This window comes from Pseudomonas sp. PB103 (assembly GCF_009764635.1).
In the GTDB taxonomy this organism is placed as follows: Bacteria; Pseudomonadota; Gammaproteobacteria; order Pseudomonadales; family Pseudomonadaceae; genus Aquipseudomonas.
In genome coordinates this window covers 89,761-113,156 of record NZ_RWIL01000002.1, presented here as the reverse complement: position 1 = coordinate 113,156, position 23,396 = coordinate 89,761, and the positions used below count along the sequence as shown (strand labels likewise).

Below are 23,396 nucleotides of genomic sequence, written 5' to 3'. Positions count from 1 at the left end.
CGAATGGACGACGGGAATTCCATGAATAATCCGGCTGCTTTACATTCAGATGGCCGCGCATGGAAAAACCTTATTCCCTCCTCATGCCAATACTTCAGTTCACTGGCGTGCAGCTGCCGATACGCCGGCTCTTAGACTGCGGCTGAAATCAGTCATCCACGTCTTCGACCAGTGAGAGGGGCTGAATCAAATGCGGGCCTTCGTTTCGAACGTTGCCTACATCCTTGCCAACCTTGTACCAATGAAAATCCGTAGCAGGCCTGCAGTGCTCCATTGCCAGTTCCCGCGCTCGTTCCGATGAGGTGTCGGGATCTATCCATTCGCGGGCGTGCTCAGGTGCCAAGACCAAGGGCTTGCGGTCATGGATATCGACCATACCCTCATCGCTCGCGGCGGTGATGATGACGAAGCCGTCTCTATCATCCGGTTCCAGGCCTTCGTGTACTTCAGCCAAGCCGGCGAAGAGCATCGGAATCTGCTCTTTCAACGTAATGAAATAGGGCTGCTTTTTCTTTGCATCATCGGGGTCTTTAACCCATTCAAACCAACCGTTCGCCGGCGCGAGTACGCGTCCATTTGGCCAGAGCTGATTGAAAAACTTCCCGGTCATGACGGTCTCGACCCTAGCGTTTATTGGGTCAGGCCGCTTTCCCTTCGCCCAGAACGGCGCCCATCCCCATTTAACCTTATCGACACTCAAGCCCTCTCCCACTGGCCGGAAGATTTCCACTCGCGTCGACGGCGCAACGTTGTACCGGTCGACGGGCCAAAGGTCATAGCCATTGATCACCAGCTGCTTTGGCGCAAGCTCCTTGAGGTAGTGATCCATCGATTCGTAGATCGAGTAGCGTCCGCACATGGTGTCACCCGTCGAATTGTCGTACCTATGAGATTGACCGCAAGCGAACCAAATCGTTAACTGTATGCATGTACAGTTAATCTCAAAAAGGCTTGCATCATGAGCATCACCATCCTCGGCCCTCTCGCGTCTGGCGGCAGGAGGCTGCCCTTATATTCATCCAGGGTGCCGGCGGGCTTCCCCTCCCCTGCGGCTGATCACATCGAAAAACACATTTCCCTCGATGAGCTATTCGATATCCGCGCGCCGCACGTGTACTTGGTGAGGATTGACGGAGATAGCATGCAGGGCGCCGGAATCTTTTCAGGGGATCTGGTGGTTGTTGATCGAAGCATCGATGCGGTCAGTGGCGATATCGTCATCGCCGCGCTGAACTCGGAGCCATTCTGCAAGCGCCTGCTTCTGCGAGAGAACGCCGTGATGCTTTTATCCGAGAACCCAAAATATCCGGCAAGGCATGTCATGGAGGGCGATGAGCTGGTGATCTGGGGTGTGGTGAAATACAGCGTGCGCGATCATGACAACACCTGAGCCCGTTTTCGCCCTAATTGACTGCAACAGCTTCTATGCGAGCTGCGAGCGAGTGTTCAGACCCGACCTGGCAAAGACACCTATCGTGGTGCTGTCCAACAACGACGGTTGTGTGATTGCGCGAAGCTACGACGCCAAGCCTTTCGTGAAAATGGGCCAGCCGTACTTTCAAATCAAAGATCACCTTCGCCGGCATGGAATCGTGGCTTTCAGCAGTAATTACGCTCTGTACGGCGACATGAGCGAACGCGTCATGACGATCATCGAATCAATGGTGCCGGCTTTAGAGGTTTACAGCATTGACGAAGCATTTGCCGATTTGACCGGTGTCCCTGGCGACTTGTCAGCGTTCGGCAGACACATCCGCTCGACGCTTTTCAAACGCACAGGAATTCCGGTTGGTGTAGGCATTGCCCATACCAAGACTCTGGCCAAGCTTGCGAATCACACCGCGAAGCGGCTGTTGGATGCAACGGGCGGTGTCGTGAATCTCTGCGATCCGTTCAAGCGCGACTGGACGCTACGCAATACCGATGTCGGAGAGGTATGGGGCGTCGGCAAGCGGATGAGGGCACATTTCGAATCAATGGGAATCAAGACTGCGATGGATTTAGCGAAGGCGGATCCGTGGATGCTTCGCCAGAAATTCAGCGTAGTCATCGAAAAGACGGCTCGCGAGCTGGCCGGCACACCATGTCTCCAATTAGGTGAGGCTGACCCACCCAAGCAAGAGATTTGCTGTAGCAGGATGTTCGGTACGCGACTCACGCAAATCGAGCCGATCAAAGAAGCCGTCGCGACCTACACCCAGCGTGCGGCGGAAAAGCTCAGAGCGCAAAACTCGCTGTGCAAGAAGATCCGCGTGAGTATCAGGACAGGCATGTTCAATCCCCAAGAAGCGAAGTACGCGAGCGGCGCACTGGTCGAACTCCCGTATCCAACAAACGACGTGCGACTCATGACAAAGGCTGCAACCGAAGCCGTCAATCGTCTATTCCGACCAGACTTCAAATACAGCAAAGCGGAGGTTCTGCTGATGGATCTCCGCCAACCTGGCGAGTTCACCGATGATCTGTTCGCGCATTCCCAGCCTGTGATGGCGGACAAGGTCATGAGCGTTCTGGATGAGATTAATGGCCGCTGGGGAAAAGGGGTTCTCAGGGTGGCTAGTGTGCCTGTCGCACCTAGTTGGGCGATGCGCCGCGAGTTGATGAGCCAGAGCTATACGACCAAGGTAGCTGAGCTATGGACGGTCAAAGCAAGATAGCAGGAACAAAAGGTCGAGTGAGCGCGATGGCTCACATTACATCCGGCAGCGATGGAAACCTACGTCAAAAGAGTACGTAAGCGTCATATCTTACAACGACGCATCCATCACATTCATCCGCACTCTATACAATTGAGGGAAAATCTCCGCCTAGCTCGACGGTAATCCAATCATCAATGGGGTTGGCAAGAAACTTTCTTATAGCTCGCTTAGCAACAGATGCTCCATAGTCTAAAGTTCGCCTCACCTCCTCGTTACGCTTCTCTACTAATCGTCCTCTATGTACTGCCTTCGACCCATACTCATAAGCCTTTTTAATCATTCTGTATGTTTCCAACCGTTGAGGAACCGAGCCTCCCATGGTAATAGCTGCGCGGATTGAAAGCCGGTGCGACAACTCTCCACTATCGTTATCTAAAAACAAACTTTCTAAGGAAGTACGTAGATAAACAGCGGAATCTGAAAGGTCGCTACAGCTATAATATTCATTCAATTTTTTTATTGGCAACCGGACGTGTTCACGGTGTTTATCACTCAGCCGACAGAGATTTTCCAACTGCTCAAGTAATACTACTATCGCGCAAGTAGCCAGCTGTATTGGCGCGTTTCGAACATGGAAGGAATGATGTATCCATTCGGCTGGCCCAAAAGCCGGGACATCGTCGGCTGGAATTATCGATGACGCTACTTTCTGCACAGCCAAGGAGTTCTCACTGCACAACATGAGACAATTAATGACATCATCAAGGTCTTTCATGATATCAGAAACAGCTGTGGGCAATCCGCCGTGAGAAGGCTGCCCAATCAAAGTCGGATGAGACATGGGTATAACTAATGCCGCCGAATACTGTGGAAATAAAGCATGCTCATCCGTTGAGTCAGTCAGTGCCAACTGAAGTTTTTTATTAGGAAGCTGATAGATATTCGTAAGCCTACCGAATTTCCCAAGCTCGATAGGTTCGTCCACTTCCAAACCCGCTAGAAGTACCACCCCATAGGCTGAAAACTTATCATTTTCGATGTACTCCATCAGCTCTCGCTCGAAGTCACATCTATCGATACCTTTTTTGTAAATCCATGACGCAAACAGTTCAGGTGTCACCCTATGTCGAGACAGACCGATCACCTGCCATCCTGAAAGAATAACTGCTAGAGAAGGGTCATTTTTAATAAGAGTAATAAGCCCAGGCTTATCTGCACTTTCGCTAAGAGCTGCACGAGCAAAAAACTCCTCAATATTTGTACCGGTTGTTCTCCAACCACTGTTCCATTCAATAATATCTATAATTCTGGAATCCACTATAGCCTCTACTTATGCGTGGTAATCGACTTATAAAAGATTGCAAATAGTTTAAAATAGCATCTTAACAGTATCGCAGGATAGAGTCGCGCTGATAAGCATTTAGGACGCTTGCACATCAATGCCGTCGTCAAAGGGAAAGTCCTACGCCGGATGGACAGTCTCATTTTGCCTTGACCTACCGCTCATCACTACCTCGCCAAGCTGCCCCTAATTACCATGCCAAATGAGTCTTCGGCGGATTTTGGAAACTAGATAATCCACCATTCGAATCTGCTTTTTGGCCATCGCGCTCGGTGGAAAAACGTATCGGATTGCGACCCACGTAACCTCAAGCCAATCGCGAAATATGAGCTACTCTACTTCCAACAGAAGTAATTCACGAACGCACCGAAGCGAAGGAGATGCACATGCCACCGGCAGAGCCCTATTTAGATTTCGCTGCATTATCCATCGATAGCAATATACTTCGCGGCCAGCGTTATAACTTCGACGGAGGTATTCTGAAGCAGCTTGAACAATTCCAAGGCAGCCCCGTCCAGATAGTTCAACCAGACGTTATACATTCCGAAGGTGTGCAACATCTTTCTGCAGAGATCGCTGAGGCGCTGAGAGCGGCCAAAGGCAATCTCAGAACGCTTTCCAAATATAGCGAAGACATCAAGACATCAGAATTTGGCGCTTCTCATCTCTGCGATATAAACCCAATCCTGATGGCAGAAGAAAAGCTCAAAACGTTCTACAAACGAATTAATGGCCATGTCATTGCTAGTTCTTGCGTAAACATAAGCGACTTGATGCGCATGTATTTCTCTACTGAAGCTCCCTTTGAAACCTCAAATGAAAAAAAGCACGAGTTTCCGGATGCCATCGCCTTGCTTACTCTCGAATCGTGGGCAGTAGGGAATGACAGAAGAACTGTATTAGTCAGCAAGGATAAAGGTTGGCATGCGTTTGCGAACAGTTCTTCATACCTACACGTTGTTGAAGACCTCCCGGATGCGCTGGCGTTATTCCAACCTCATACGAAGGTAAAGAGCCTCATAGAAATGCTCCAAGCGGATGGGCTACTCGACAGAGACAGCAAACTATTCCAAGGCATAAAAAATGCAATATCGGAGCAAGTTAGTGAACAAACACCCGATATCGAAGCGAACTCTCTATTCTACTTCGAGAGCGACGACGTTCAGATCGAATACCTTGGTCATAAATTCGCCCAAGGAGAAGATAACAAACCTAAGATCCGAATCGTCTTGATTGAGGACGATCTTGTGGTGCTCAGTCTTACAGCGCTAGTCAACACAAAAGTAATGACCACTTTTTCGTTTTCGCAGTACGACTCAATTGATAAAGATTATGTACCATTAGGTGGCGCCGTTGAAGAAAGAAACGAAAGCTACGAGACAGAAGTGCTCATCCACTTCAAGGGTGATTGGAAAGAGCTAGGCAATGCTCTTATCCCGAATGAGATTGAAGTGGAGGGTGAAATGGACGTAGTTAAATTTGGTGACATTGCGCCAGATTATTCTAGTGATCGAGATGAGCAACTCCGCTGGGAATGGGAGTGGGAACAGGAAATAGAAAGAAGGCGTGACGAGGCTGTGGCTTCAAAACGTTAAACCTTTATACAAAGGGGAGTCGATGGCGAATTCGGTCACCCATAGCGCCCGCATTCGCACCTCTCCACCAAGGTTGATCAGGACGTGTATCGTCCAGGGTAACGCCACACACCTACTGCAGTACCTGCGGGGATAGATGGTGCTGCCTCCTAGATAACTGCAGAAACTGACGAAGGCTCGCACGTCCATTGACGCGTTGAAACGTCGCGAGCACGTACCGCGAATTCACAGTCGTCATCACCCAAAATCGCCCTTCGCGCTCGACTTTCAACACGTCAGAAGTACGGATCAGGTGACCATCTCCATACCGCCCATACTGATCTTTGCGCTTGTGGCCAAACACCAAACCGATGCCTGCGCGCGCCCTGATAGATACTCCGCAAAGATACGCAGTGACCGGTATGTCGAAGCCTTGCTCTTGAGCCCTTATAATTCGCTTCAGATCAAAATCTGTATGTCGTTTGCCGTGAAAGTTCACATCTAGGGTGTCCAGCATTTTTGGGCTCCGGTTGCGGTCTGTATGGAGTTATCAAGAATTGCACACGCAACCAGGCGCGCTGGTACCGTGAGGGATTACTGGTAAATTTCAGGCAGATCGAATCATGCTTGAGAGAAAGACGGGCCTCAGATTGGCTAGCGCTTCAATCTTGAAGTCTCGCTTGTGTGAGGTGTGATACACCGCCCCCTTAGCCACTTCCAGCAAGCAAACCTCAGAACCAGACCTGTCCTCACCAACGGATACTTTGGTTAACCGCTCCATCTGCCAGCCCCCGGACTTATTCATCCAAGATGGCGTCACAGCCATAATCTCGGTAATAGCTAAATCCGCCCCCTGGCTTACCAACATTTTTTGAAGCTGGTGGGTGTCGTCAATCATCATCGCGCACTCGCTGAAACGACCCTCGTTTTCGACGCTAAGGGTTAAGTGATACCAAGGCGTTCGGAGCAGCCTTGAGACTCCACGCCATTGGGACACCCCCTCCCCGAACATTCCTGGGACGCCTATCAGGTCGTTGTCTAAGGTTCTGAACATGTGTCGCCTCAAACTGCTGGAGCACGTCAGTTGCCCAGCAGAACCGGTGGTAATCAGAAAAGGGAAAATATCGCTTCGATAGAAGCAGACTTACGATGGCCTGGGCCGAGCAAGACGTAGACCGTGTTGCGTGTTTCGAATAGGTAGCCTTCCTTGAAAGCGGTGCCCATGCTTGAGCGCACCCAGTGGCCTGGCTCGAAACGCCTCTGCTCGTCGTCCACAACTTTGTGGGCAAACATGAAGATTGGTTGGCAGCCTGCGGCGGCAACTTTGGCTCGCTCGTCGTCGGTGACGATGGCGTCTAGGATTGTCCATTCTTCTACGGCGCACAGGGGCATCCACTTGTAGCGCTTTCTGGCTGCAGACATCGCGTCTTGGAGGCTAACTTCTGAGCCAGCTAAAGAGGCTCCAGGGTCTCCGAAAAGCCCTGTATCGATCACTCCAACCATGTACAGCCTCCGAAATATTTTACGAGTAATACGCCTGCTCAGCAGAGGCTTGCTGGAAAGTCCGCGCGCCGGTCTTCATGCCCAGCGAAACGCTCTCATCTAATTCCCATAAATTGCCAAAACGAGCTTACGGAAGCTTCGCAATGGGCCGTCCTGACCGCAGTATGCGCAATACTACCTCATTCTGGTATTTAACGGAAACCCTCCTGTGTGGCTATATCCTGACTTTTGAGTGAGCCATGCAGCTTAGAATCGCACTCGCGGGCGCCATCCGAGCACTGCGTAAGCAGCGTCAACTTCGGCACGAAGACCTTTCTGACGCCTCCGCGAAATCCAAACTCAGCGCCCTCGAGCGAGGCGAAACAAGTATTACTCTTGAGAAGTTCGAGAGCCTTGCTGAGGGCCTTCGAATAAACCCTCTGGCCCTCCTAGCTCTTTGTATGTCCCAACAGCAGGACACCCCCTACCCTGTCCTCATTGATGCTGCTTTAAAGCAGCTGCAAGCGTTTGAGAAAGAAGGAGGTCTTGGAATTCTCGCTGAACAGCTCACTGATGGAGCGGTTGCCCCCCGTAAGCCTGGAAAGCCTCAGAACAAGGGAAGCGAAAGCGTCGTTCGCGAGCTTAAGACTGCTGGAATGAATCAATCGCAAATTGCGCGGGAGACGGGGCTAGCTTTATCGACTGTGCATCGATATTGGAAGAGGATTAACGCTACCGAATCTAGAGCTGATTGTTAGAGGACAATGCTGGATTGACGCAGGTGCTCTCAAAGGGGGCGGTGCGTTGAGATTGAGCTTGGCCTACACGACAACTCGAGGCCAAGCGGAAAGATCGGTTTGCAGCCAAATGGCTTCGATCACTGGATAACCTTATTTCCGGCCTAATCCACAGCCCCCCTGCGCACGCGAACCTCATAAGCGATGGTGCCAGATCTTGATTCAATATTTACATAAATGCGACATTAATGTCTTTTTTTCGACATCATGAGATCTCTGCCCTTGAATTCGTTTTTCAAAACCGGAGATCTATATTTTGAACTCAAAAGAAAAGCAGCATTGCCTGGGCCTCCCCAGTTTCATGTTCTAAAAACTGTCGTGTTTGCTGGTTGCTTTTCAAATCTGATCCTTCGATCTATAGGATTCTTGAGCTCATTTTCAACAAAATGACATCGTTTAGGGTTGCGCCTCCGCCCCCTCATAACTACTCGCCCATTTGGGGCCGAAGGCCCCGGCTCCTTTTTGGCATCCAAAGCTAAGCTTTTCACTTACTTTTTTTGGTAAATCCGAGGCTCTGCGTGATCGAAAATCGAAAAATCCAGCGAATCAGCAAGAGGCATAATTTCGCCCCGAGCCTTCGTAACTATCCCCAGCATCAAGGACTAGAAATTTTCTCTGCGATATACAGCACACCGCTGAGTCGCCGTTGATAAATAAACACCGCCTCAGTGGCTCGAGGTTTCTCTCAGCAACGCCGGATGGATGGTTAGATAGAATTCCCGAATCAACCTATATTTGCGAACACGTTACATATGTAAAACCTCACCTAGCCACCACTAAGCCACATAAAATTGACTCTTGGTTATATAATTAACCCAAGGTAGCAAAGTGATTAGCCGTAAGCTGCAAACTTTGTTTTATAGTGGCAATGCTCATTTTTTACTTTGCAACTTACATTCTAAGACTGCGCCCCTACGCGCAGTTACTACGGACATGCCGCCCAACCCAAAAAAACTTTGCCGATGACAACTTTACCATCAACGACTAGATCTCTATTATCTCAGTATAGATTTCAACATCCTCATAGTTAAGAGTATGCCCTAGGCATACCGTTTAAATAATACGGAGTGCTCCTTGACGCCCAGACAAAAAACATTTCTCATGTATTGACAGGCCGCAGGTACGACACCGGGCTTCAGAAAAAATGGGGGTGCTGACGGTCATGATGGCGAGCACTTCCGAGATGTTGATATGCAAAAAAAAATCGCTCAGGGCACAGGCCATGTCGTTGAAAAAGAAACCGCGCAAATCTTAATTTGTTCAAAACTACGCCTGGAAGACTTGTGCAGGAACTTTATTGAGCAAGCACATACTGATGACAAAAATCACCTCTGCAGTGCTAATGAGAGAAAAAGAACTGTCCTGATTACTAGGGTTAATGATTTCGGCAGCACTCAGAAAAAGCCTGCATCTAATGATTGACGCCAGCAACTTGAGAAGCAAAATGGCAGACGAGATCAACTGCTACACCGCCGAGGACATCAGCGAGCTTGCCAAGGTAACTCTTGAGACCCTTGCTTACTGGAGAAAACACGGCAAAGGCCCGAAACCTATACGCTTCGGCTCTGCTTACTTATATCCAAAAAACGCTGTGATGGAGTTCATTGGTAGTTTGATGGAAACAGATTCTGACGACTTTATCAGGCGCTGCATTTAAAAAAAAGGGGGCCAGATGGCCCCCTTGTTTTTTATGCCGGGGCGCCATTCATATCACCGAGCTTCTGCAAGATCAGAGCGAGCTGGCTGTCGACATTTTTCAAATCTCCCTGTTTGAGATTTAGAGCATTGTAAGCTGCATGAACATCAGTCGCTTTGACGTGTGTATAGCGCTTCAGTGTTTGCCAGTCGCGATGGCCACTCATTGAAGCGACCTGGGGTACGTTAAGGCCAAGGCCAAAGAAGTCGGTAATTGCTTTATGCCTTAGGTCGTGGAATCGAACCGGACGTGTTACTCCCGCAACTGCCCTTGCACGAGTGAACGCGGTGGACACAGACTTGGGATTGTAGGGAAAAATGCAGCCTGACTGGCGACTCCCAATGACCGTTTCGACTATCTGCCAGGCAGATGGAAGCAATGCAACTGTCTCATCGTTACCCTCTTTGTCACTCGGATGCTTACGGTCACGAATGATGACAGTTTTATTTTCCCTGTCTAAATCTTCAATTCTGATCCCACAGATTTCCGACTGTCGCATGGAGGTGTAAAGTCCGAATTTGATGACCTTGGGCATGTCGATCTTTTGGCGCTTTTTGTTGGCGTAGGCCGCAATAATGGCGTCAACTTCTGACTGAGTCGGCAAGCATTCAACCTCTCGGCTTTTGATCCTCATTTTGTGATTGGTCTTGAGGCTTTTCCGAGCTTTGTCTGCAAGGTCGGGATCTACATCTAGGTGCTTACTGTCATAGCAATAGCGAAGGACAGATGACAGCAGGGAGAGATCACCGGCGATAGTCTGGCCCTGTACGCCCTCCTTTTTCCGATCATTGATGAACGAATCCAGGTGGCTCTTCGAAAGCCGTTCGATGCCGATTTTGCCAAATCTTTTCTTCAACGCCTTGTAGATAAACAGCGCGCTCCGCTGAAGGGTTCGCCCACGCTGTATGTAATCGAGGTAGTCATCGATATAATGAGCGACAGTTGAACCCTTGGGGGCCGCCGTCCTGCCTGTAGCCTTGATCTCTTCAAGCTGACGCTCCTTCTCCTTCGCGAATGTCTTCGCAAGCTTTTCGGTCACGAACGTTGCGCTGATCGGGGTGATGCCCTTTTTCCGAATGAGGGCGCGCCATTTGCCACTGGGGAGCTGGTGTATCGAAGCCATACTTGTGTTCACTCAATGTTCATTAACCCGTACCCCGATGCATACCTTTTTGCACACGGCGTGTACCCCAGGTGTACCAAAACCGTCATTTTGGCCCTGAAATGTACACGCAGGATAGCACTAAAATATGCTGGAGACCTTTAAATACAAGGCTTTATGAATCGTAAATTTAGTGTAGCCCCAATGATGGATTGGACTGACCGCCATTGCCGTTTCTTCCTACGCCTCCTGTCGAAGAACGCTCTGCTCTACACCGAAATGGTCACCACCGGTGCGCTCCTAAACGGCGATCACGAACGCTTCCTCCGTCACAACGAAGCCGAGCACCCTCTCGCGTTGCAGCTCGGCGGTAGCGTTCCGTTGGATCTGGCCGCCTGCGCCCGCATGGCCCAGGAGCACGGTTACGACGAGGTAAACCTCAACGTGGGCTGCCCAAGCGATCGTGTGCAGAACAACATGATCGGCGCCTGCCTCATGGGTCACCCACAACTCGTGGCGGATTGTGTAAAGGCAATGCGCGACGCGGTGTCGATTCCTGTCACGGTAAAGCATCGCATCGGCATCAACGGTCGGGACAGTTACGCGGAGCTGTGTGATTTCGTCGGCACAGTCCGCGATGCCGGGTGCACCAGTTTCACCGTGCATGCGCGGATTGCGATTCTGGAGGGGTTGTCGCCGAAGGAGAATCGGGACATTCCGCCGTTGCGCTATGACGTGGCGGCGCAGCTGAAGGTGGATTTTCCGGCGTTGGAGATTGTGCTGAATGGCGGGATCAAGACGATGGAGGCTTGCCATGAGCACTTGCAGACTTTCGACGGGGTGATGTTGGGGCGTGAGGCTTATCACAATCCGTATGTGCTGGCGGAGGTGGATCAGCAGTTGTTCGGCAGTTCGGCGCCGGTGATCAGTCGGGCTGAGGCGCTGGCGCAGTTGCGTCCTTATATAGCCGAGCATTTGCTGGCCGGTGGGGCGATGCATCACATCACGCGGCATGTGCTGGGCCTGGGCACGGGGTTCCCGGGGGCGCGAAAATTCCGTCAATTGTTATCGGTGGATATCCACAAGGCCAAGGATCCGCTGGCGTTGCTGGATCAGGCGGCTGAGTTGCTTGAAGGTCGTTGATTGAAGTTTTGAGTGTGCGGGTGACGCATGAGCGTTGCCCGCAGTTTTGTTTTGCAGACAGGATGTCTTTTGGGTATGCCCGCGTTTAACTTTTCCGGTTTCAAGCGTTACACCTTTCTCGCTTTGTTTAGTGTTACCTCCAATGCTTATGCGCACTGCGATGGCTTTTGTATGGGCCGCACCGAGACGCCATGGGAGGTGACGCAGTTTTCCGGGCTGTCGATCATGGTGCTGTTACTGACACCCTTCTCGGCGACCAATAACACCACGGAAAGCTTTAAACGTGTTTACTCCGCTGAAGAGCAGGAGGACGCGCGGCTTTATCTGGCCAGCGACGGCATGCTGCAGGCCGCGTATTTCACGTCGGCCTTGCAGCGCTATCGCCAGGAGTCGCCGGATTCGGCGTTAAACGATCTCGCCGTTGCGGCGTTGATCAGCGCTCAGTGATCAGGCGGCCGCTGCTGCGGTCCAGTTGACCCAACCAAACACCCACGTTGCCAGAATCAACAAACCAAACGCGATCCGATACCAGGCGAACGCGGCGTAGCTGTGGTTGGCAATAAACTTGAGCAAACCGCGCACGGCAATCATCGCGAAGATGAACGCGGTGACGAAGCCGAGGGCGAAGACTGGCAGGTCGTTGGGCTGGAACAGGTCGCGGTATTTATAGCCGGAGTAGACGGCGGCGCCGACCATCGTTGGCATGGCGAGAAAGAACGAGAACTCGGTGGCGGCCTTGCGTGACAGACCGAAGAGCAAGCCGCCGATGATGGTCGAACCGGAGCGCGAGGTGCCAGGAATCATCGCCAGGCATTGTACGAAACCGATTTTCAGCGCGTCAGACCAGCGCATGTCGTCGACGTGATCGACGCTGATCACATGATTGCGCTGTTCGGCCCACAGCATGATGATGCCGCCAACCACCAAGGCCACGGCGACGGTGATCGGGTTAAACAGGTATTCGTGGATGGTGTCCGCGAACAACACGCCCAAGACCACGGCGGGCAGAAAGGCGATCAGCAAGTTGAGGGTGAAGCGCTGCGCATTGCGCTCGGTGGGCAGGCCTTTGACGATGTTGATGATCTTCGGGCGGAACTCCCAGACGACGGCAAGAATGGCACCCAGTTGGATAATGATGTTGAACGCCATGGCGCGTTCGCCGCCGAATTCGAGCAAGTCGGCGACGATGATCTGGTGGCCAGTACTGGAGATCGGCAAGAACTCGGTCAGGCCTTCTACTGCGCCTAATATCAACACCTGGAAAAGGGTCCAGAAATCCATTAATCCTCCGTCAGAGCGCTCTGGGTGAGCGACCGGCTAATAACACTCAGGGGTTGAGTATCTGAAGTTACACAATTGGTTTAGTTGGAGATCAAAAGATCGCAGCCTTCGGCAGCTCCTACAGGGGAACGTATTGCAAATGTAGGAGCTGCCGCAGGCTGCGATCTTTTGATCTTGAAGAATAGTTCTTATGAATTGCCACACTCAAGCCATGTTAGTAATCGTCGGCCGACGAACTAAACGGAAAATATTTAGGCTTCAGATAGAAAAAAACTTGCCCCGCCGACAAAGTGTGATCAATATCACATTATTCCGAGATGGCCATACAATGGCAAAAGGACATAAACAAAGCCATCGCAATAGACTCAAAATAGTGGCACCATTGCATAACGCCACCATCTAAGCACTAGTTCACCACCCCGAGAAAATCAACTAAAAGCTTGAAAAGCTTATTTATTGTTAGAAAACTCGGGAGACACGTCTAAAATCCGCGTAAATGTTACCAATTGTCAGTCACAGATGAGAACCGGTGCTTTAACATCCCGATGTCAGCACTAATTCGAGTCAATGCATGATGCTCTCAGGGAACTTAGCGCCTAGAAGCCCGCGCCCCACAAATGCCGAACCCGGAGTTCTCACTCTGGGTCGCACCCGTGGCGTGGCTGAACATTTTAGAGCGCTGGTAGCCCAGCATGTGCGCACCGATATGCCACTAGAGGTCAACGACTACCTTAGTTCATATCAGCAAAATGAATATTGCAGTTCATACCGTGCCATCTTCCTCGTCATCGATAGCCCGCAGGCTCTTGAGGAAAACCTCGCGTTGGTGGAAAACCTGCGAGCCGATAATTTGAAACCGATCATTTGCGCGGTCATCACCGGTCGCGGCGCCGTCAACAAGATCAAATACTATCTGGCCGGCGCGGATGTTTGTATCAAGCTCAATACCCTTTCCGATGATGGCGCTGACTTGCTGGCCGAATTCTTCAGCAGTGAAGAATGGCAGCGCGAGATCAATCTCACGCTCGACCCGACACGCATCTGTTTGATGGACAACGGCCAGAAACTCGACATCTCGTTTGCCGAGATGAAGATCCTGGAAGCGTTTGCGCAGACCCGTAATCACATTCTGAGCCATGATGAAATCGCTGGCATCATGGGCCTCAACACCCATTTCTACGACCCTCGCGCGCTGGAGAAATCGATCAGCCGCTTGCGTGGAAAAATCAAGGACATGTATGGTACAAACGCGATTCAGAGCATTCGCGGCTATGGCTATCGCCTGCTGCGGGGTCTGATATCGACTGCCTGACTCAAGGGCAGCCACCCTTTTGCATACGAACGAAGGATCGTCTGATGCAACCATATAGCTCTCGTTGTACTTCAAGCCTGTCTATAAAAAAGCGATTGAATGAGCGCGACACCATAACAATAAACTTAACAACATAGCAGCAGATCGAGTGGAACTTATCGAGGGCCATTTTCGGGCCCAGACCCTGCCTGTCGATTACTTCCAAGGAAGTCATTGCTCGCCTGCCGATTTACCTTTTAGCCAATTTTGGTACGCAGTTAAGGAGAGAGACATGGAAACTAGTACAACCCTCCCCAGAAAATATTTTGTCGTCGTGACTCACAGTACAACTTCTCAACGCGAACTGGAGAGCATCTTGTCCAGTGAGCGTTTCAATTCGTTTGGCACGTCCCAGGCGCAGATGTTTGTTGAAGGCGTTGCTTCGCCCTCTTCGGCGCCAATGGTGATGGAGTTCACCTATCCAAGCGTCAGTCGAAAGAACGTCGCGCGCAGTATCGAACATGATACTCAGCGAATATTGGCCACGCTTGAATCCGAATGGCTGGCCGCACAATCAGCCAACCCTTTCCAGAGCATTCCGGTCAGTGCCAGCGATAGCAGCAACAGGCCACCGGTTGTTGAAGGTGATATGCCTTGCAGCGAGACGTGGCACCTCGACAATGTTCAAGGCGCATTGGTTAAAGACGACGTCGAGATCAGTCTTACCGGCCTGGAAACAGCATTGGTCAGGAAAATGCTCAATCATGAAGAGCGGGTTGTCAGCCGCGATGAACTGATCCTGAGCATCGGTCGAGAGCCGGAACAATATCGCGGCCTGGAAATGTGCTTGAGTCGCCTGCAGGACAAATTCAAGAGCGCCAGTAATGGTGAGCGGCTGTTTCGTGCCGTGCGCAATCGCGGTTATTGCCTGATCCAGGAAATCGTTGCGTAACCACGGTCGATACCTGCGAACACCACAAACAGAAAAAGTGCGATTACAAAAACAACAAGAGCACTCTGTTTGGTTACACCCTCCCTGATCAGATTCAAACTCCCTGCCTCGACCCTTTCAACAGTAACAAAATCAACATCATTTATTCACCCCCTGCTCTACGACCTTTTCTAACACTGTTCTATTTAATTATTAGAAAGTTGGCATTGTGCCATCTTGTTAGAACTCGTCAGACACCATTTCAGGCAATAACTTAGTCTATTGACTGACGACAGTTCGACCTCTCGATGTTGTTACCTCCGGACACTTACAACAACAAAAACAATCCGTCTGCCTGACAACTCGGCTTTCAACTGTTGAAACCTGAATGGACGTCTTTTGGGGATATCGTATGGAACTTTCTCTTAGTATCAATCGAAGCACGGGCCTCAAGGGACTGACCTTTTGGGGCCAATGGGCGCTGGCACAAGGCTTTGTTGTAACGCTGCTGTTCATCCTCGCGGAACAGCACACCGGGACCGTCGCGTTCTACTACCGTATGTGCGCAACACTGGCAGTATTGGCCTCGGTGCCGGCTTATACGTTTAGCGGTGTTTACCGCAAACGCGATAACTATCTGACCGGTCTCGGTCGGCTGTTCATGGGTTGGTCGATGACCATGGCGGCGCTGGCGTGCATTGCGTTTGTCTGCCAGGCCGATGAGCTGTTTTCGCGGCAGGTGATTCTCAGCTGGGCGGTGTACGGCTTCCTTGGTCAGGCGCTGCTGTATGCGCCGCTGCATGCGTTTTCGAAGTTCTATCAGCGTTCGCGTAAAAGTGAGCACAAGACCCTGATTGTCGGGACAGGCGAGCTGGCGCTGGGCTTGGCGAAGAAGCTCAGTCAACTGGAGAATCTGCCACTGGTCGGTTTGGTCAGCAATGGCGATGTGTCTTCGCTGGACGCCGATGCACCGCGTGTTATTGGTGCTCAGGAACAGTTGCTGGAACTGATCGAGGCCCATGACATCCGCCGTTTGTATATCACTCTGCCGCTGTGTGAGGCAGCGAAGATCGAAGCGATGTACGTCGATTTGCTGGGTGCCAATGTCGATGTGGTCTGGGTGCCTGACCTGAACAGTTTGACGCTGCTCAATCACTCGGTGAAAGTCGTGGACGGCCTGCCGGCGATCTACTTGAACGAGAGCCCGCTGACCAGTCGCCCGACGGCGGCCTTGAGCAAAAGCCTGGTGGAGAAAACCGTAGCCTTGCTGGCAATCATCGCGTTGAGCCCGATCCTGTTGATCATCGCTCTGGCGGTGAAACTCAATTCGCCGGGCCCGGTGCTGTTCAAGCAGGATCGCCATGGCTGGAACGGCAAGGTGATCAAGGTCTGGAAATTCCGCTCGATGAGCATGCACGACGACCGCGATGTGAAGCAGGCGAGCCGCAACGACTCGCGCATTACTGCCGTTGGACGCTTCATTCGCCGCACGTCGCTGGACGAATTGCCGCAACTGTTCAACGTGCTGCAAGGGCACATGGCCCTCGTGGGGCCACGTCCGCACGCGGTCGCGCACAACCATTTCTACTCGGGGAAAATCCTTGCCTACATGGCGCGTCACCGGATTAAACCGGGGATCACTGGCCTGGCGCAGATCAGCGGTTGCCGCGGTGAAACCGACACGATCGACAAGATGCAAAAGCGAGTGGAGATTGACCTGCAGTACATCAACAGCTGGTCGTTGTGGCTGGATCTGAAGATCCTGGTGAAGACGCCGTTTACGTTGTTGTCGAAGGACATTTACTAAGGTTCAACGCTGCACACCGCATGGGGACGAAAGTCCCCTTTTTTGTGCCTGGGATTTGGGCTCGACGCACAAACCGGTGGGAGCTGGCTCGCCAGCGATGGCGGTGGGTCAGGCGACATTGATGTTGGATGTGCTGGCCTCATCGCTGGCAAGCCAGCTCCCACAGGGATTTGGGCGTGGCATGGATTCTGGCTTCACCGCATAACTACTGTAGGAGTGAGCCTGCTCGCGATGGCGGTGGATCAGGCAAAAGGGATGTCGACTGCTCGGACGCTATCGCGAGCAGGCTCACTCCTACAGGGGATTTGGGGTGGGTTCGGGATTTGTGGCGTGACAAATAGCCAATGTGGGAGCTGGCTTGCCAGCGATGGCGGTGGGTCAGGCGACATTGATGTTGGATGTGCCGGCCTCATCGCTGGCAAGCCAGCTCCCACAGGGATTTGGGCGTGGTGTGGATTTTGGTTCCTCCGCATAACTACTGTAGGAGTGAGCCTGCTCGCGATGGCGGTGGGTCAGGCAACAGGGATGTCGACTGGACGGACGCCATTGCGAGCAGGCTCACTCCTACAGGGGATTTGGGGTTGGTTCGGGATTTGTGGTGTGACAAATAGCCAATGTGGGAGTGAGTCTGCTCGCGATGGCGGCGGGTCAGGCGACATTGATGCTGGATGTGCCGGCCTCATCGCTGGCAAGCCAGCTCCCACAGGGATTTGGGCGAGGCATGGATTCTGGCTTCACCGCGTAACTACTGTAGGAGTGAGCCTGCTCGCGATGGCGGTGGGTTAGGCAAAAGGGATGTCGACTGCTCGGACGCTATCGCGAGCAGGCTCACTTCTACAGGGGATTTGGGGTGGGTTCGGGATTTGTGGCGTGACAAATAGCCAATGTGAGAGATGGCTCGCCAGCGATGGCGGTGGGTCAGGCGACATTGATGTTGGATGTGCCGGCCTCATCGCTGGCAAGCCAGCTCCCACAGGGATTTGGGCGAGGCATGGATTCTGGCTTCGCCGCGTAACTACTGCAGGAGTGAGCCTGCTCGCGATGGCGGTGGGTCAGGCAACAGGGATGTCGACTGCTCGGACGCCATCGCGAGCAGGCTTTGCTCCTACAGGTTTGGGTGATGGTGGTTACTCGGTGATCTTGTCGAAATTACGGTAGAACATGTCCCCTTCGCGGCTGTCGGTCATCGAGTGCAGCTGGAAGCTGCGGCTGAGTCGGGCGCCGCCGTCACGGGTCAGCGGTGCCCAGACCAGGTTGGCGCGGCGCATGGTCGACATGCTCATCATTTCGTCGAACGGAATCGACAGATAGAGGCCCTTGTCGAAACTACCCTCGCCATACTCGGCACTGCTCGCCGTAGTGATCGTTGCCCACGCGCCAAAGCGCACGCCGTTGAAAAACTCTCGCGAGATATCCAGCGTGCCGCCCCAATCCCCGGCCAGATACCGGCCCACGCTGACAGCCGCCAATGTGTCGAACGGCAGGTCCGTATACCCGGTGATATGCCCAGTCACCACCGAGTAATCGCGCAGCGCAAACCCTTGATCGAAATCACGCTGACGCACCCAGTTGATGTCCGCGCCCACCGACCAGCGTTCACCGGTCGGACGGAACAACACCTCCCCGCCCACACCGGCAAACATCGACTCCAGATAACCGCCGTACACCATGCCATACAGGTCTTTATCCAACTGCTCGGCGTGGCTGACCTGGAACAGCGGCATGGTCGTATTGGACGTGGTCAGGTACTGACGCAAATCCGTGCGCACACGCGGCAAACCGCTCGGCGCGTCGTAGCTGAATTTGTCGAAGTTGTTCACCAGGTTGGCACTGAGCAGACCGTTCCACCAAGTGTTGCGATTGAAACGGTACTCGGCATCGGCATCGGCAGTGAACTGATAGAGCAAACCATCCGGGCCGCCAACGTTCTGCTTGAAGCCCAGCCCCACGCCATAACTGAAATGCTGCGGCGCTTCGGTGTAGAGGGTTCTCTCGTTGTGCGGCATCGCCGGGTTGATCTCGGTGGTGCGGTGCAGCGACTGCAACGGCTCCTCGTTATTGATCACTTCACGGAAGGTCTGGCGCGACACGCTGGTTTCTTCCAGAGGCAAGTCGTAGCGCTTGTTGACCACAGTGAACCAGTCGATGTCATCGCTGACACTGTTGTCGAGAATCCGGCTCGCACGCCCGACCGCCTTGGGCGAATGGAAGTAACGCTGCTGTTCGCCATAGACGATCAGTTCGGAATCACGCTGGGTAATGCGCTCGACTTTGTAGCCGGCATTCTGCTGCAAGCGCTGCGACACGTTGGCCCAATCGACCTGCGCCATCGAGGTGGTCGGCATCTTCGCCGGCAGCGGCTCGGGTGTCGGGTCGTAGGTCTTGGCCGGGGCCTTGCGGGTGGCGAAATTGGTGTGGAAGGTGATGCCGAACATCGCCGTATTTCCGCGCTCCCACGCAGCGCTGACGTCGACCGAATCCGCCACTTTGAACACCGCACCGAGGTTGATCGGCGAGTCCTGCTTGATGATGTTGTCCTTGGGCTCGTGCTTGTAATCGTTGCCTTCGTATTCGAGTTTCAGGCTGAGGCGATCCCACGGCGTCTGGTAACTCACGCCGCCGAAGAACGAAGGCCGGCCACGAAAGTACGAACCCGAGTTGACGTCACCGGTGCCTTCGAGCGCGGGCCGGGTATCGAAGCGATCACTGACATAGCCCAACGGGTTGTCGATGTCGCCGCGATTACCCAGATAACCCCAGGCAATCCCGGCACTGAAGTCGAGATTGTCGTAGCGCTTGTTGGCGACGAAAAACTCACTGGAGAACAAACCGGTACCACCGATATCTCGGAAGCCCAGCGCCACGTCGGGCAGCCAGTGGCTTTCCTGCCACAGCCGGACTTTGACGTCGACCGCCTTATCCTTATAGCTTTGACTACCGCTCAGGGCCTCCGAGCCGTAAGGCCGGTTGGTGATCGCGGTGTAGCGAAACGAGCCTTCGAGCCAGTCCAGCGGCTGCAACGACACGCTGTAGCGACTGTACGGTTCGGTGCGGTTGGCATTGACACTCAACTCGCCGGCCGGGGCCATGCGCGCCGTCGGCGTCTGCAACAGCCCGGTGCCACCGAAGTCATTCTGGGTAATACGCGGTTCGGCGTGAACCAGTCCACAAGGCAATAACAACACAGCTGCAAAACGTAACTTCAACGAACCACCTCGGCCAGCTGCGTGGCAATAAATTCGGCCAACTGCTGATTCAGTTCAGGTAGAGGCGGATCAAGATCATCATTTTTCACCGGCACCAGAATCTTGCTGCCGGCCACGGGAAAGTGTCCGCTCTCGCGATTCCAGTGGGCAATGCCGACACGCTGCGAGGCGCCGTTGGGCTGGATCAGCCACAGGTAATCGGCCTCGGCATCGCTCAGGATCGAACAGCCCTGCAGATAGTCGCGGGCCTCCTGTAACGGCTGATACGGCAAGTGGCACGGCTCGGCGACGGCACCGAGGACTTGCACCTCATCAACCCGCGTCGGGTAGATCAGGCGGTCGCCATCGTCGAGACGAATGTTGCGCGCGAAACCCACTTCCAGCGCCACCGGATCAAGGTCGGCAACCTGCCGTCCGGTGACCGGCATCTGCCGCACTTCTGCGGCAAGACGCTGCGCCAACGCCGCACGACTCGGCCGGTCGAACAGCATCGCCATGCGCTGCAACACGTCGAGATCAAACAGCACGCCAACCTTGAGCCGCGTCTGCTCCTCGATCAGCGACTGGCGCAACAGAGCGCCCGCCAGCCAGTAACCTTCGGCATTTGGTACCGCTTCACTGATCACATCAAGCAAGCGCCCGCCGGGTGGCAAGGTGACCGGCCCGGGATTGGCGACATCGCCCGACACGGTGACGGCCGCCTGGCTGGCACTCGCGAACAGCATCAGGCCCGCCGATATCATTTTCAGGCGCATCACGGCAGGTGCCTGCGATCTGGGGTCAGTTGCACAACCTTGACGCGCAACTGCGAGGTCAGCTGCTGCTCGCTCTGCAAAATGAAACCGTCACGCGGGTCGACCCAGTAACGATTGGTCGCGCTCAGGCCAATGGCCGGGGCGTCAATCTGCTCATCGACACGCAGCACGGTGTATTCCTTGTCGAGAATCTGCAGGGTCTGTTCCGAGCGGCGAGAGAAGCGGCTGTTGACGATCACCCCGACTTCCTGGCCCTTGTAGAGGTCGATCCAGCGTCGCGTGGTGAAGCCGTCCGCGACGTGCTGCAGACCCTGTTTGAACGGCGAGTCATCGGCCAGGCGCGTGCCGTCGAGATCGCCCTCCAGGCCCAGGCCGATACTGCGTACAGCCAGACCATTGCGCAGCAACAGCACTTGTTTGCCGGACGCGACCCAGAACTGCAGGTCTTCGCGTTCACGCACCAGCGCCAGCACCCCGGAGCCGGACGGCGTGGTCAGTTTCAGTTGCGGATAGTTGACCCCGGCCACTTCGGCTGCACTTACGTCCACTTCATCCGGGCCGACGACTGCGGCCTTGAGGTTGTTCAAGGACGCGCTCATCAACGGGTTGCAACCACACAGCAACGAGGCCGCCATCAGGCACAGGCCAACTTTCAGAATGTTCAAAGTCGGCGACCTTATTTGCTGTTGTTACTGTATTCGCTCCAGTTCTTCGCAGCGGAAGCACCCGTGCCGACAATCGATGCCGACGGCACCAATTGACTGATCAGGCGGTTCCAGCGAGTCACGTTGGCAGGCCCGACATACACCACGTCCTGCGGGCGGACTTCAAAGTGCGAGGCCAGCGCCATGGCGGTCGGCGATTCGGCTTCCAGCTGATAAATCTTGGCCGGCTCGACATCAAGGTTTTCCACGCCACGAATGACGTACACCGCGTTGCCGTTGGAGGTGGTCTGGCTCAAGCCACCGACCGAACCGAGGACATCGGTGAGGTTCATGGTCGCGGTCTTGAAGCTCAGCGCGCGCGGCTGGTTGACCTCGCCCATCACGTAGATGCGCTTGTTGTCGTTGTACGGCAGATAGAGTTGGTCGCCACCCTTGAGGTAGACGCCCTGCAACTCGGAATCCTGTTGATTGAGCGAATCAAGATTCAGCGGATAAGTGCGCCCGTTGCGCGTCAGCAACAGCCCGGACAAATCGGCGTTGTTGGTATCGATACCGGCCGAACCAAGCGCTTCGACCACGCTCAGCGGGTTGGTGGAAATCGCTTGCGGGCCGGCCTTGGCCACGGCGCCGGTGACCACCACTTTCTGGCTGGCGAAACGCAACACGGCGACGTCCACTTGTGGCTCGGCGATGAACGCCGACAGTCGCTGTTCGATGTCCGAACGCAGTTGCTGGATCGTCCGGCCGGCGGCCTGGACTTCCTTGATGAACGGGTAGTACAGCGTGCCATCGGAGCGCACCAGTCGGCCGTTGGCGTCGATCTGTTGTTGCGCGCCCGATGGCGCGGTCAGCTCGGGGTGATCCCACACCGTGATGTACAGGACATCGTTGTTGCCGATGCGGTACTCGGCAGGTGTCACCAACAGCTCCGCCGGCAACGACTCACGCTTTTGTGTGGCGCGGTTCATGGCGATCAGCTTGGGGGTGATCGGGATCAGTTCGACCCGGCTGCTTTCACTGGCGCCCTGGCGCGTGATGCTGCCGGTGCTGAGGTATTGACCGGGGGAAAACATGCAACCTTGCAAAGCGAGACTTGCCAACATTAAAAGATAAACACTACGAGTCATAATGGCACTACGCTATTCAAGGGCGAATCCAAAAACAAAGTCACCCGACTTGCGTCGGGCGACCCTGTACTGCACTAACAGAACTTCCTGTTAGTTATGCGTGCCGGTTGTACCGGTGGTACCCGTTGTACCGGTGGTACCGCCGTTGGCACTGCCACCGCTGTTAGACGCCGCGACTGCACTGGCGACCATTGCAGTACTGGCTGCCGGCGCTTGAGAAGCCGCCACATTGCCACCTACATTGGTCACCGCAGTAAGCGGTGCTTCAGCGGCGGCAGCCCAGTTGCTCAACATCGTCAACAGGGCAACTGCCATCACTTTTTTCATAACAACTCCTTTCTAACATTCGATCTGTTAAAAAACCGATCTGTGTTAGCGGTGGTAGCGTTCAAGTCCGCAAAAAGCGCGAACATGATCCGTTGTTCTTTCACAGTCTTACCCAACTGATAAAAGTCGAACGGCAGGTTTATATCTACGGACTTGCAAAAGGCATTGCCAGTGTAATTTCCCGACGTTATCTAACAACCTGACTGAAAATAACATTGGACTAAATGGCCA

At 53.6% G+C, this 23,396-nt stretch carries 23 protein-coding genes; 11 read left to right on the top strand and 12 right to left on the bottom strand.

All coding sequences use genetic code 11. The features are described from left to right. Positions 1 to 148 precede the first annotated feature (148 nt). Complete coding sequence (locus EJA70_RS00555) at positions 149 to 859, bottom strand: SOS response-associated peptidase (RefSeq protein WP_116030835.1); 711 nt, start codon at positions 857 to 859, stop codon at positions 149 to 151. A gap of 99 nt (positions 860 to 958) precedes the next feature. On the opposite strand from EJA70_RS00555, the gene EJA70_RS00550 reads away from it, so the two are divergent. Both EJA70_RS00550 and umuC read left to right on the top strand, forming a co-directional pair. Beyond that, positions 959 to 1,390 carry a LexA family transcriptional regulator gene (locus EJA70_RS00550; protein ID WP_116030837.1) on the top strand — a complete coding sequence of 144 codons (432 nt, stop codon included), beginning with the start codon at positions 959 to 961 and terminating at the stop codon, positions 1,388 to 1,390. Beyond that, positions 1,377 to 2,657, top strand: coding sequence for a translesion error-prone DNA polymerase V subunit UmuC (umuC, locus tag EJA70_RS00545; RefSeq protein WP_116030839.1), 1,281 nt, complete (start codon positions 1,377 to 1,379; stop codon positions 2,655 to 2,657). The genes EJA70_RS00550 and umuC overlap by 14 nt, the downstream gene beginning before the upstream one ends. A 124-nt stretch (positions 2,658 to 2,781) precedes the next feature. Here umuC and EJA70_RS00540 read toward each other — a convergent pair whose 3' ends face one another. Next, positions 2,782 to 3,957, bottom strand: coding sequence for a HEPN domain-containing protein (locus tag EJA70_RS00540; protein ID WP_147304418.1), 1,176 nt, complete (start codon positions 3,955 to 3,957; stop codon positions 2,782 to 2,784). Between the two features lie 410 nt (positions 3,958 to 4,367). Here EJA70_RS00540 and EJA70_RS00535 point away from each other — a divergent pair, with 410 nt between their 5' ends. Further along, a complete protein-coding gene (locus EJA70_RS00535; protein ID WP_158828885.1) occupies positions 4,368 to 5,576 on the top strand; it encodes a PIN domain-containing protein in 1,209 nt (402 codons plus the stop codon). Between the two features lie 112 nt (positions 5,577 to 5,688). On the opposite strand, the gene EJA70_RS00530 is transcribed toward EJA70_RS00535, so the two are convergent. The 3 genes from EJA70_RS00530 to EJA70_RS00520 form a co-directional block, all read right to left on the bottom strand. Further along, positions 5,689 to 6,072, bottom strand: coding sequence for a hypothetical protein (locus EJA70_RS00530; protein WP_116030845.1), 384 nt, complete (start codon positions 6,070 to 6,072; stop codon positions 5,689 to 5,691). A gap of 90 nt (positions 6,073 to 6,162) precedes the next feature. Beyond that, positions 6,163 to 6,456, bottom strand: a complete 294-nt coding sequence (locus tag EJA70_RS00525) for a hypothetical protein (protein ID WP_256677582.1) — start codon at positions 6,454 to 6,456, stop codon at positions 6,163 to 6,165. Between the two features lie 206 nt (positions 6,457 to 6,662). Continuing rightward, a complete protein-coding gene (locus EJA70_RS00520) occupies positions 6,663 to 7,058 on the bottom strand; it encodes a hypothetical protein (protein WP_116030849.1) in 396 nt (131 codons plus the stop codon). A 239-nt stretch (positions 7,059 to 7,297) separates the two neighbouring features. Between EJA70_RS00520 and EJA70_RS31290 the strand changes: the two genes are divergently transcribed. The 3 genes from EJA70_RS31290 (at position 7,298) to EJA70_RS00505 (ending at position 9,491) form a co-directional block, all read left to right on the top strand. Continuing rightward, positions 7,298 to 7,795: a helix-turn-helix domain-containing protein gene (locus tag EJA70_RS31290; protein ID WP_098465999.1), complete on the top strand. Its 498-nt coding sequence runs from the start codon at positions 7,298 to 7,300 to the stop codon at positions 7,793 to 7,795. A gap of 1,230 nt (positions 7,796 to 9,025) precedes the next feature. Then, the gene (locus tag EJA70_RS00510) at positions 9,026 to 9,256 is read left to right on the top strand and encodes a hypothetical protein (protein WP_141537468.1); all 231 of its coding nucleotides are present in this window, start codon (positions 9,026 to 9,028) and stop codon (positions 9,254 to 9,256) included. A gap of 22 nt (positions 9,257 to 9,278) precedes the next feature. Next, positions 9,279 to 9,491, top strand: a complete 213-nt coding sequence (locus tag EJA70_RS00505) for a helix-turn-helix domain-containing protein (protein ID WP_141537467.1) — start codon at positions 9,279 to 9,281, stop codon at positions 9,489 to 9,491. A gap of 31 nt (positions 9,492 to 9,522) precedes the next feature. Here the strand turns inward: EJA70_RS00505 and EJA70_RS00500 are convergent, their stop codons facing one another. Continuing rightward, positions 9,523 to 10,665, bottom strand: a complete 1,143-nt coding sequence (locus EJA70_RS00500; protein ID WP_141537466.1) for a site-specific integrase — start codon at positions 10,663 to 10,665, stop codon at positions 9,523 to 9,525. A 144-nt stretch (positions 10,666 to 10,809) separates the two neighbouring features. Here EJA70_RS00500 and dusA point away from each other — a divergent pair, with 144 nt between their 5' ends. Next, the gene (gene dusA / locus EJA70_RS00495; protein WP_158828883.1) at positions 10,810 to 11,775 is read left to right on the top strand and encodes a tRNA dihydrouridine(20/20a) synthase DusA; all 966 of its coding nucleotides are present in this window, start codon (positions 10,810 to 10,812) and stop codon (positions 11,773 to 11,775) included. A gap of 27 nt (positions 11,776 to 11,802) precedes the next feature. Next, positions 11,803 to 12,222, top strand: coding sequence for a DUF2388 domain-containing protein (locus EJA70_RS00490; RefSeq protein WP_256677581.1), 420 nt, complete (start codon positions 11,803 to 11,805; stop codon positions 12,220 to 12,222). Here EJA70_RS00490 and EJA70_RS00485 read toward each other — a convergent pair whose 3' ends face one another. After that, a complete protein-coding gene (locus tag EJA70_RS00485) occupies positions 12,223 to 13,056 on the bottom strand; it encodes an undecaprenyl-diphosphate phosphatase (RefSeq protein ID WP_008087676.1) in 834 nt (277 codons plus the stop codon). A 571-nt stretch (positions 13,057 to 13,627) separates the two neighbouring features. Here EJA70_RS00485 and EJA70_RS00480 point away from each other — a divergent pair. From EJA70_RS00480 to EJA70_RS00470, 3 genes are all read left to right on the top strand, one after another. After that, positions 13,628 to 14,368: a winged helix-turn-helix domain-containing protein gene (locus EJA70_RS00480; RefSeq protein ID WP_158828881.1), complete on the top strand. Its 741-nt coding sequence runs from the start codon at positions 13,628 to 13,630 to the stop codon at positions 14,366 to 14,368. Between the two features lie 271 nt (positions 14,369 to 14,639). Next, entirely contained in the window at positions 14,640 to 15,299 is a 660-nt protein-coding gene (locus EJA70_RS00475) for a winged helix-turn-helix domain-containing protein (RefSeq protein WP_158829017.1), read from the top strand. Positions 15,300 to 15,690: 391 nt separating this feature from the next. Further along, entirely contained in the window at positions 15,691 to 17,085 is a 1,395-nt protein-coding gene (locus EJA70_RS00470; protein WP_008087682.1) for an undecaprenyl-phosphate glucose phosphotransferase, read from the top strand. A 1,127-nt stretch (positions 17,086 to 18,212) separates the two neighbouring features. On the opposite strand, the gene EJA70_RS00465 is transcribed toward EJA70_RS00470, so the two are convergent. From EJA70_RS00465 to EJA70_RS00445, 5 genes are all read right to left on the bottom strand, one after another. Then, positions 18,213 to 20,291: a YjbH domain-containing protein gene (locus EJA70_RS00465; RefSeq protein ID WP_158828879.1), complete on the bottom strand. Its 2,079-nt coding sequence runs from the start codon at positions 20,289 to 20,291 to the stop codon at positions 18,213 to 18,215. Beyond that, positions 20,288 to 21,046 (bottom strand): capsule biosynthesis GfcC family protein, encoded by a 759-nt coding sequence (locus tag EJA70_RS00460; protein WP_158828877.1) that lies wholly within the window; start codon positions 21,044 to 21,046, stop codon positions 20,288 to 20,290. The genes EJA70_RS00465 and EJA70_RS00460 overlap by 4 nt, the downstream gene beginning before the upstream one ends. After that, positions 21,046 to 21,711, bottom strand: a complete 666-nt coding sequence (locus EJA70_RS00455) for a YjbF family lipoprotein (RefSeq protein WP_008087688.1) — start codon at positions 21,709 to 21,711, stop codon at positions 21,046 to 21,048. Before EJA70_RS00455 ends, EJA70_RS00460 begins: the two co-directional genes overlap by 1 nt. An 11-nt stretch (positions 21,712 to 21,722) precedes the next feature. After that, positions 21,723 to 22,784, bottom strand: coding sequence for a polysaccharide biosynthesis/export family protein (locus EJA70_RS00450; protein WP_052635322.1), 1,062 nt, complete (start codon positions 22,782 to 22,784; stop codon positions 21,723 to 21,725). A 144-nt stretch (positions 22,785 to 22,928) separates the two neighbouring features. Then, positions 22,929 to 23,165, bottom strand: coding sequence for a hypothetical protein (locus tag EJA70_RS00445; protein WP_007910552.1), 237 nt, complete (start codon positions 23,163 to 23,165; stop codon positions 22,929 to 22,931). Between the last annotated feature and the right edge of the window lie 231 nt (positions 23,166 to 23,396).

Coding starts and splice junctions, on each gene's coding strand:
- EJA70_RS00555 (WP_116030835.1), bottom strand. CDS start 859: ATGTGCGGACGCTACTCGATCTACGAATCGATGGATCACTACCTCAAG.
- EJA70_RS00550 (WP_116030837.1), top strand. CDS start 959: ATGAGCATCACCATCCTCGGCCCTCTCGCGTCTGGCGGCAGGAGGCTG.
- umuC (WP_116030839.1), top strand. CDS start 1,377: ATGACAACACCTGAGCCCGTTTTCGCCCTAATTGACTGCAACAGCTTC.
- EJA70_RS00535 (WP_158828885.1), top strand. CDS start 4,368: ATGCCACCGGCAGAGCCCTATTTAGATTTCGCTGCATTATCCATCGAT.
- EJA70_RS00530 (WP_116030845.1), bottom strand. CDS start 6,072: ATGCTGGACACCCTAGATGTGAACTTTCACGGCAAACGACATACAGAT.
- EJA70_RS00525 (WP_256677582.1), bottom strand. CDS start 6,456: ATGATGATTGACGACACCCACCAGCTTCAAAAAATGTTGGTAAGCCAG.
- EJA70_RS00520 (WP_116030849.1), bottom strand. CDS start 7,058: ATGGTTGGAGTGATCGATACAGGGCTTTTCGGAGACCCTGGAGCCTCT.
- EJA70_RS31290 (WP_098465999.1), top strand. CDS start 7,298: ATGCAGCTTAGAATCGCACTCGCGGGCGCCATCCGAGCACTGCGTAAG.
- EJA70_RS00510 (WP_141537468.1), top strand. CDS start 9,026: ATGCAAAAAAAAATCGCTCAGGGCACAGGCCATGTCGTTGAAAAAGAA.
- EJA70_RS00505 (WP_141537467.1), top strand. CDS start 9,279: ATGGCAGACGAGATCAACTGCTACACCGCCGAGGACATCAGCGAGCTT.
- dusA (WP_158828883.1), top strand. CDS start 10,810: ATGAATCGTAAATTTAGTGTAGCCCCAATGATGGATTGGACTGACCGC.
- EJA70_RS00490 (WP_256677581.1), top strand. CDS start 11,803: ATGAGCGTTGCCCGCAGTTTTGTTTTGCAGACAGGATGTCTTTTGGGT.
- EJA70_RS00485 (WP_008087676.1), bottom strand. CDS start 13,056: ATGGATTTCTGGACCCTTTTCCAGGTGTTGATATTAGGCGCAGTAGAA.
- EJA70_RS00480 (WP_158828881.1), top strand. CDS start 13,628: ATGATGCTCTCAGGGAACTTAGCGCCTAGAAGCCCGCGCCCCACAAAT.
- EJA70_RS00475 (WP_158829017.1), top strand. CDS start 14,640: ATGGAAACTAGTACAACCCTCCCCAGAAAATATTTTGTCGTCGTGACT.
- EJA70_RS00470 (WP_008087682.1), top strand. CDS start 15,691: ATGGAACTTTCTCTTAGTATCAATCGAAGCACGGGCCTCAAGGGACTG.
- EJA70_RS00460 (WP_158828877.1), bottom strand. CDS start 21,046: ATGCGCCTGAAAATGATATCGGCGGGCCTGATGCTGTTCGCGAGTGCC.
- EJA70_RS00450 (WP_052635322.1), bottom strand. CDS start 22,784: ATGTTTTCCCCCGGTCAATACCTCAGCACCGGCAGCATCACGCGCCAG.
- EJA70_RS00445 (WP_007910552.1), bottom strand. CDS start 23,165: ATGAAAAAAGTGATGGCAGTTGCCCTGTTGACGATGTTGAGCAACTGG.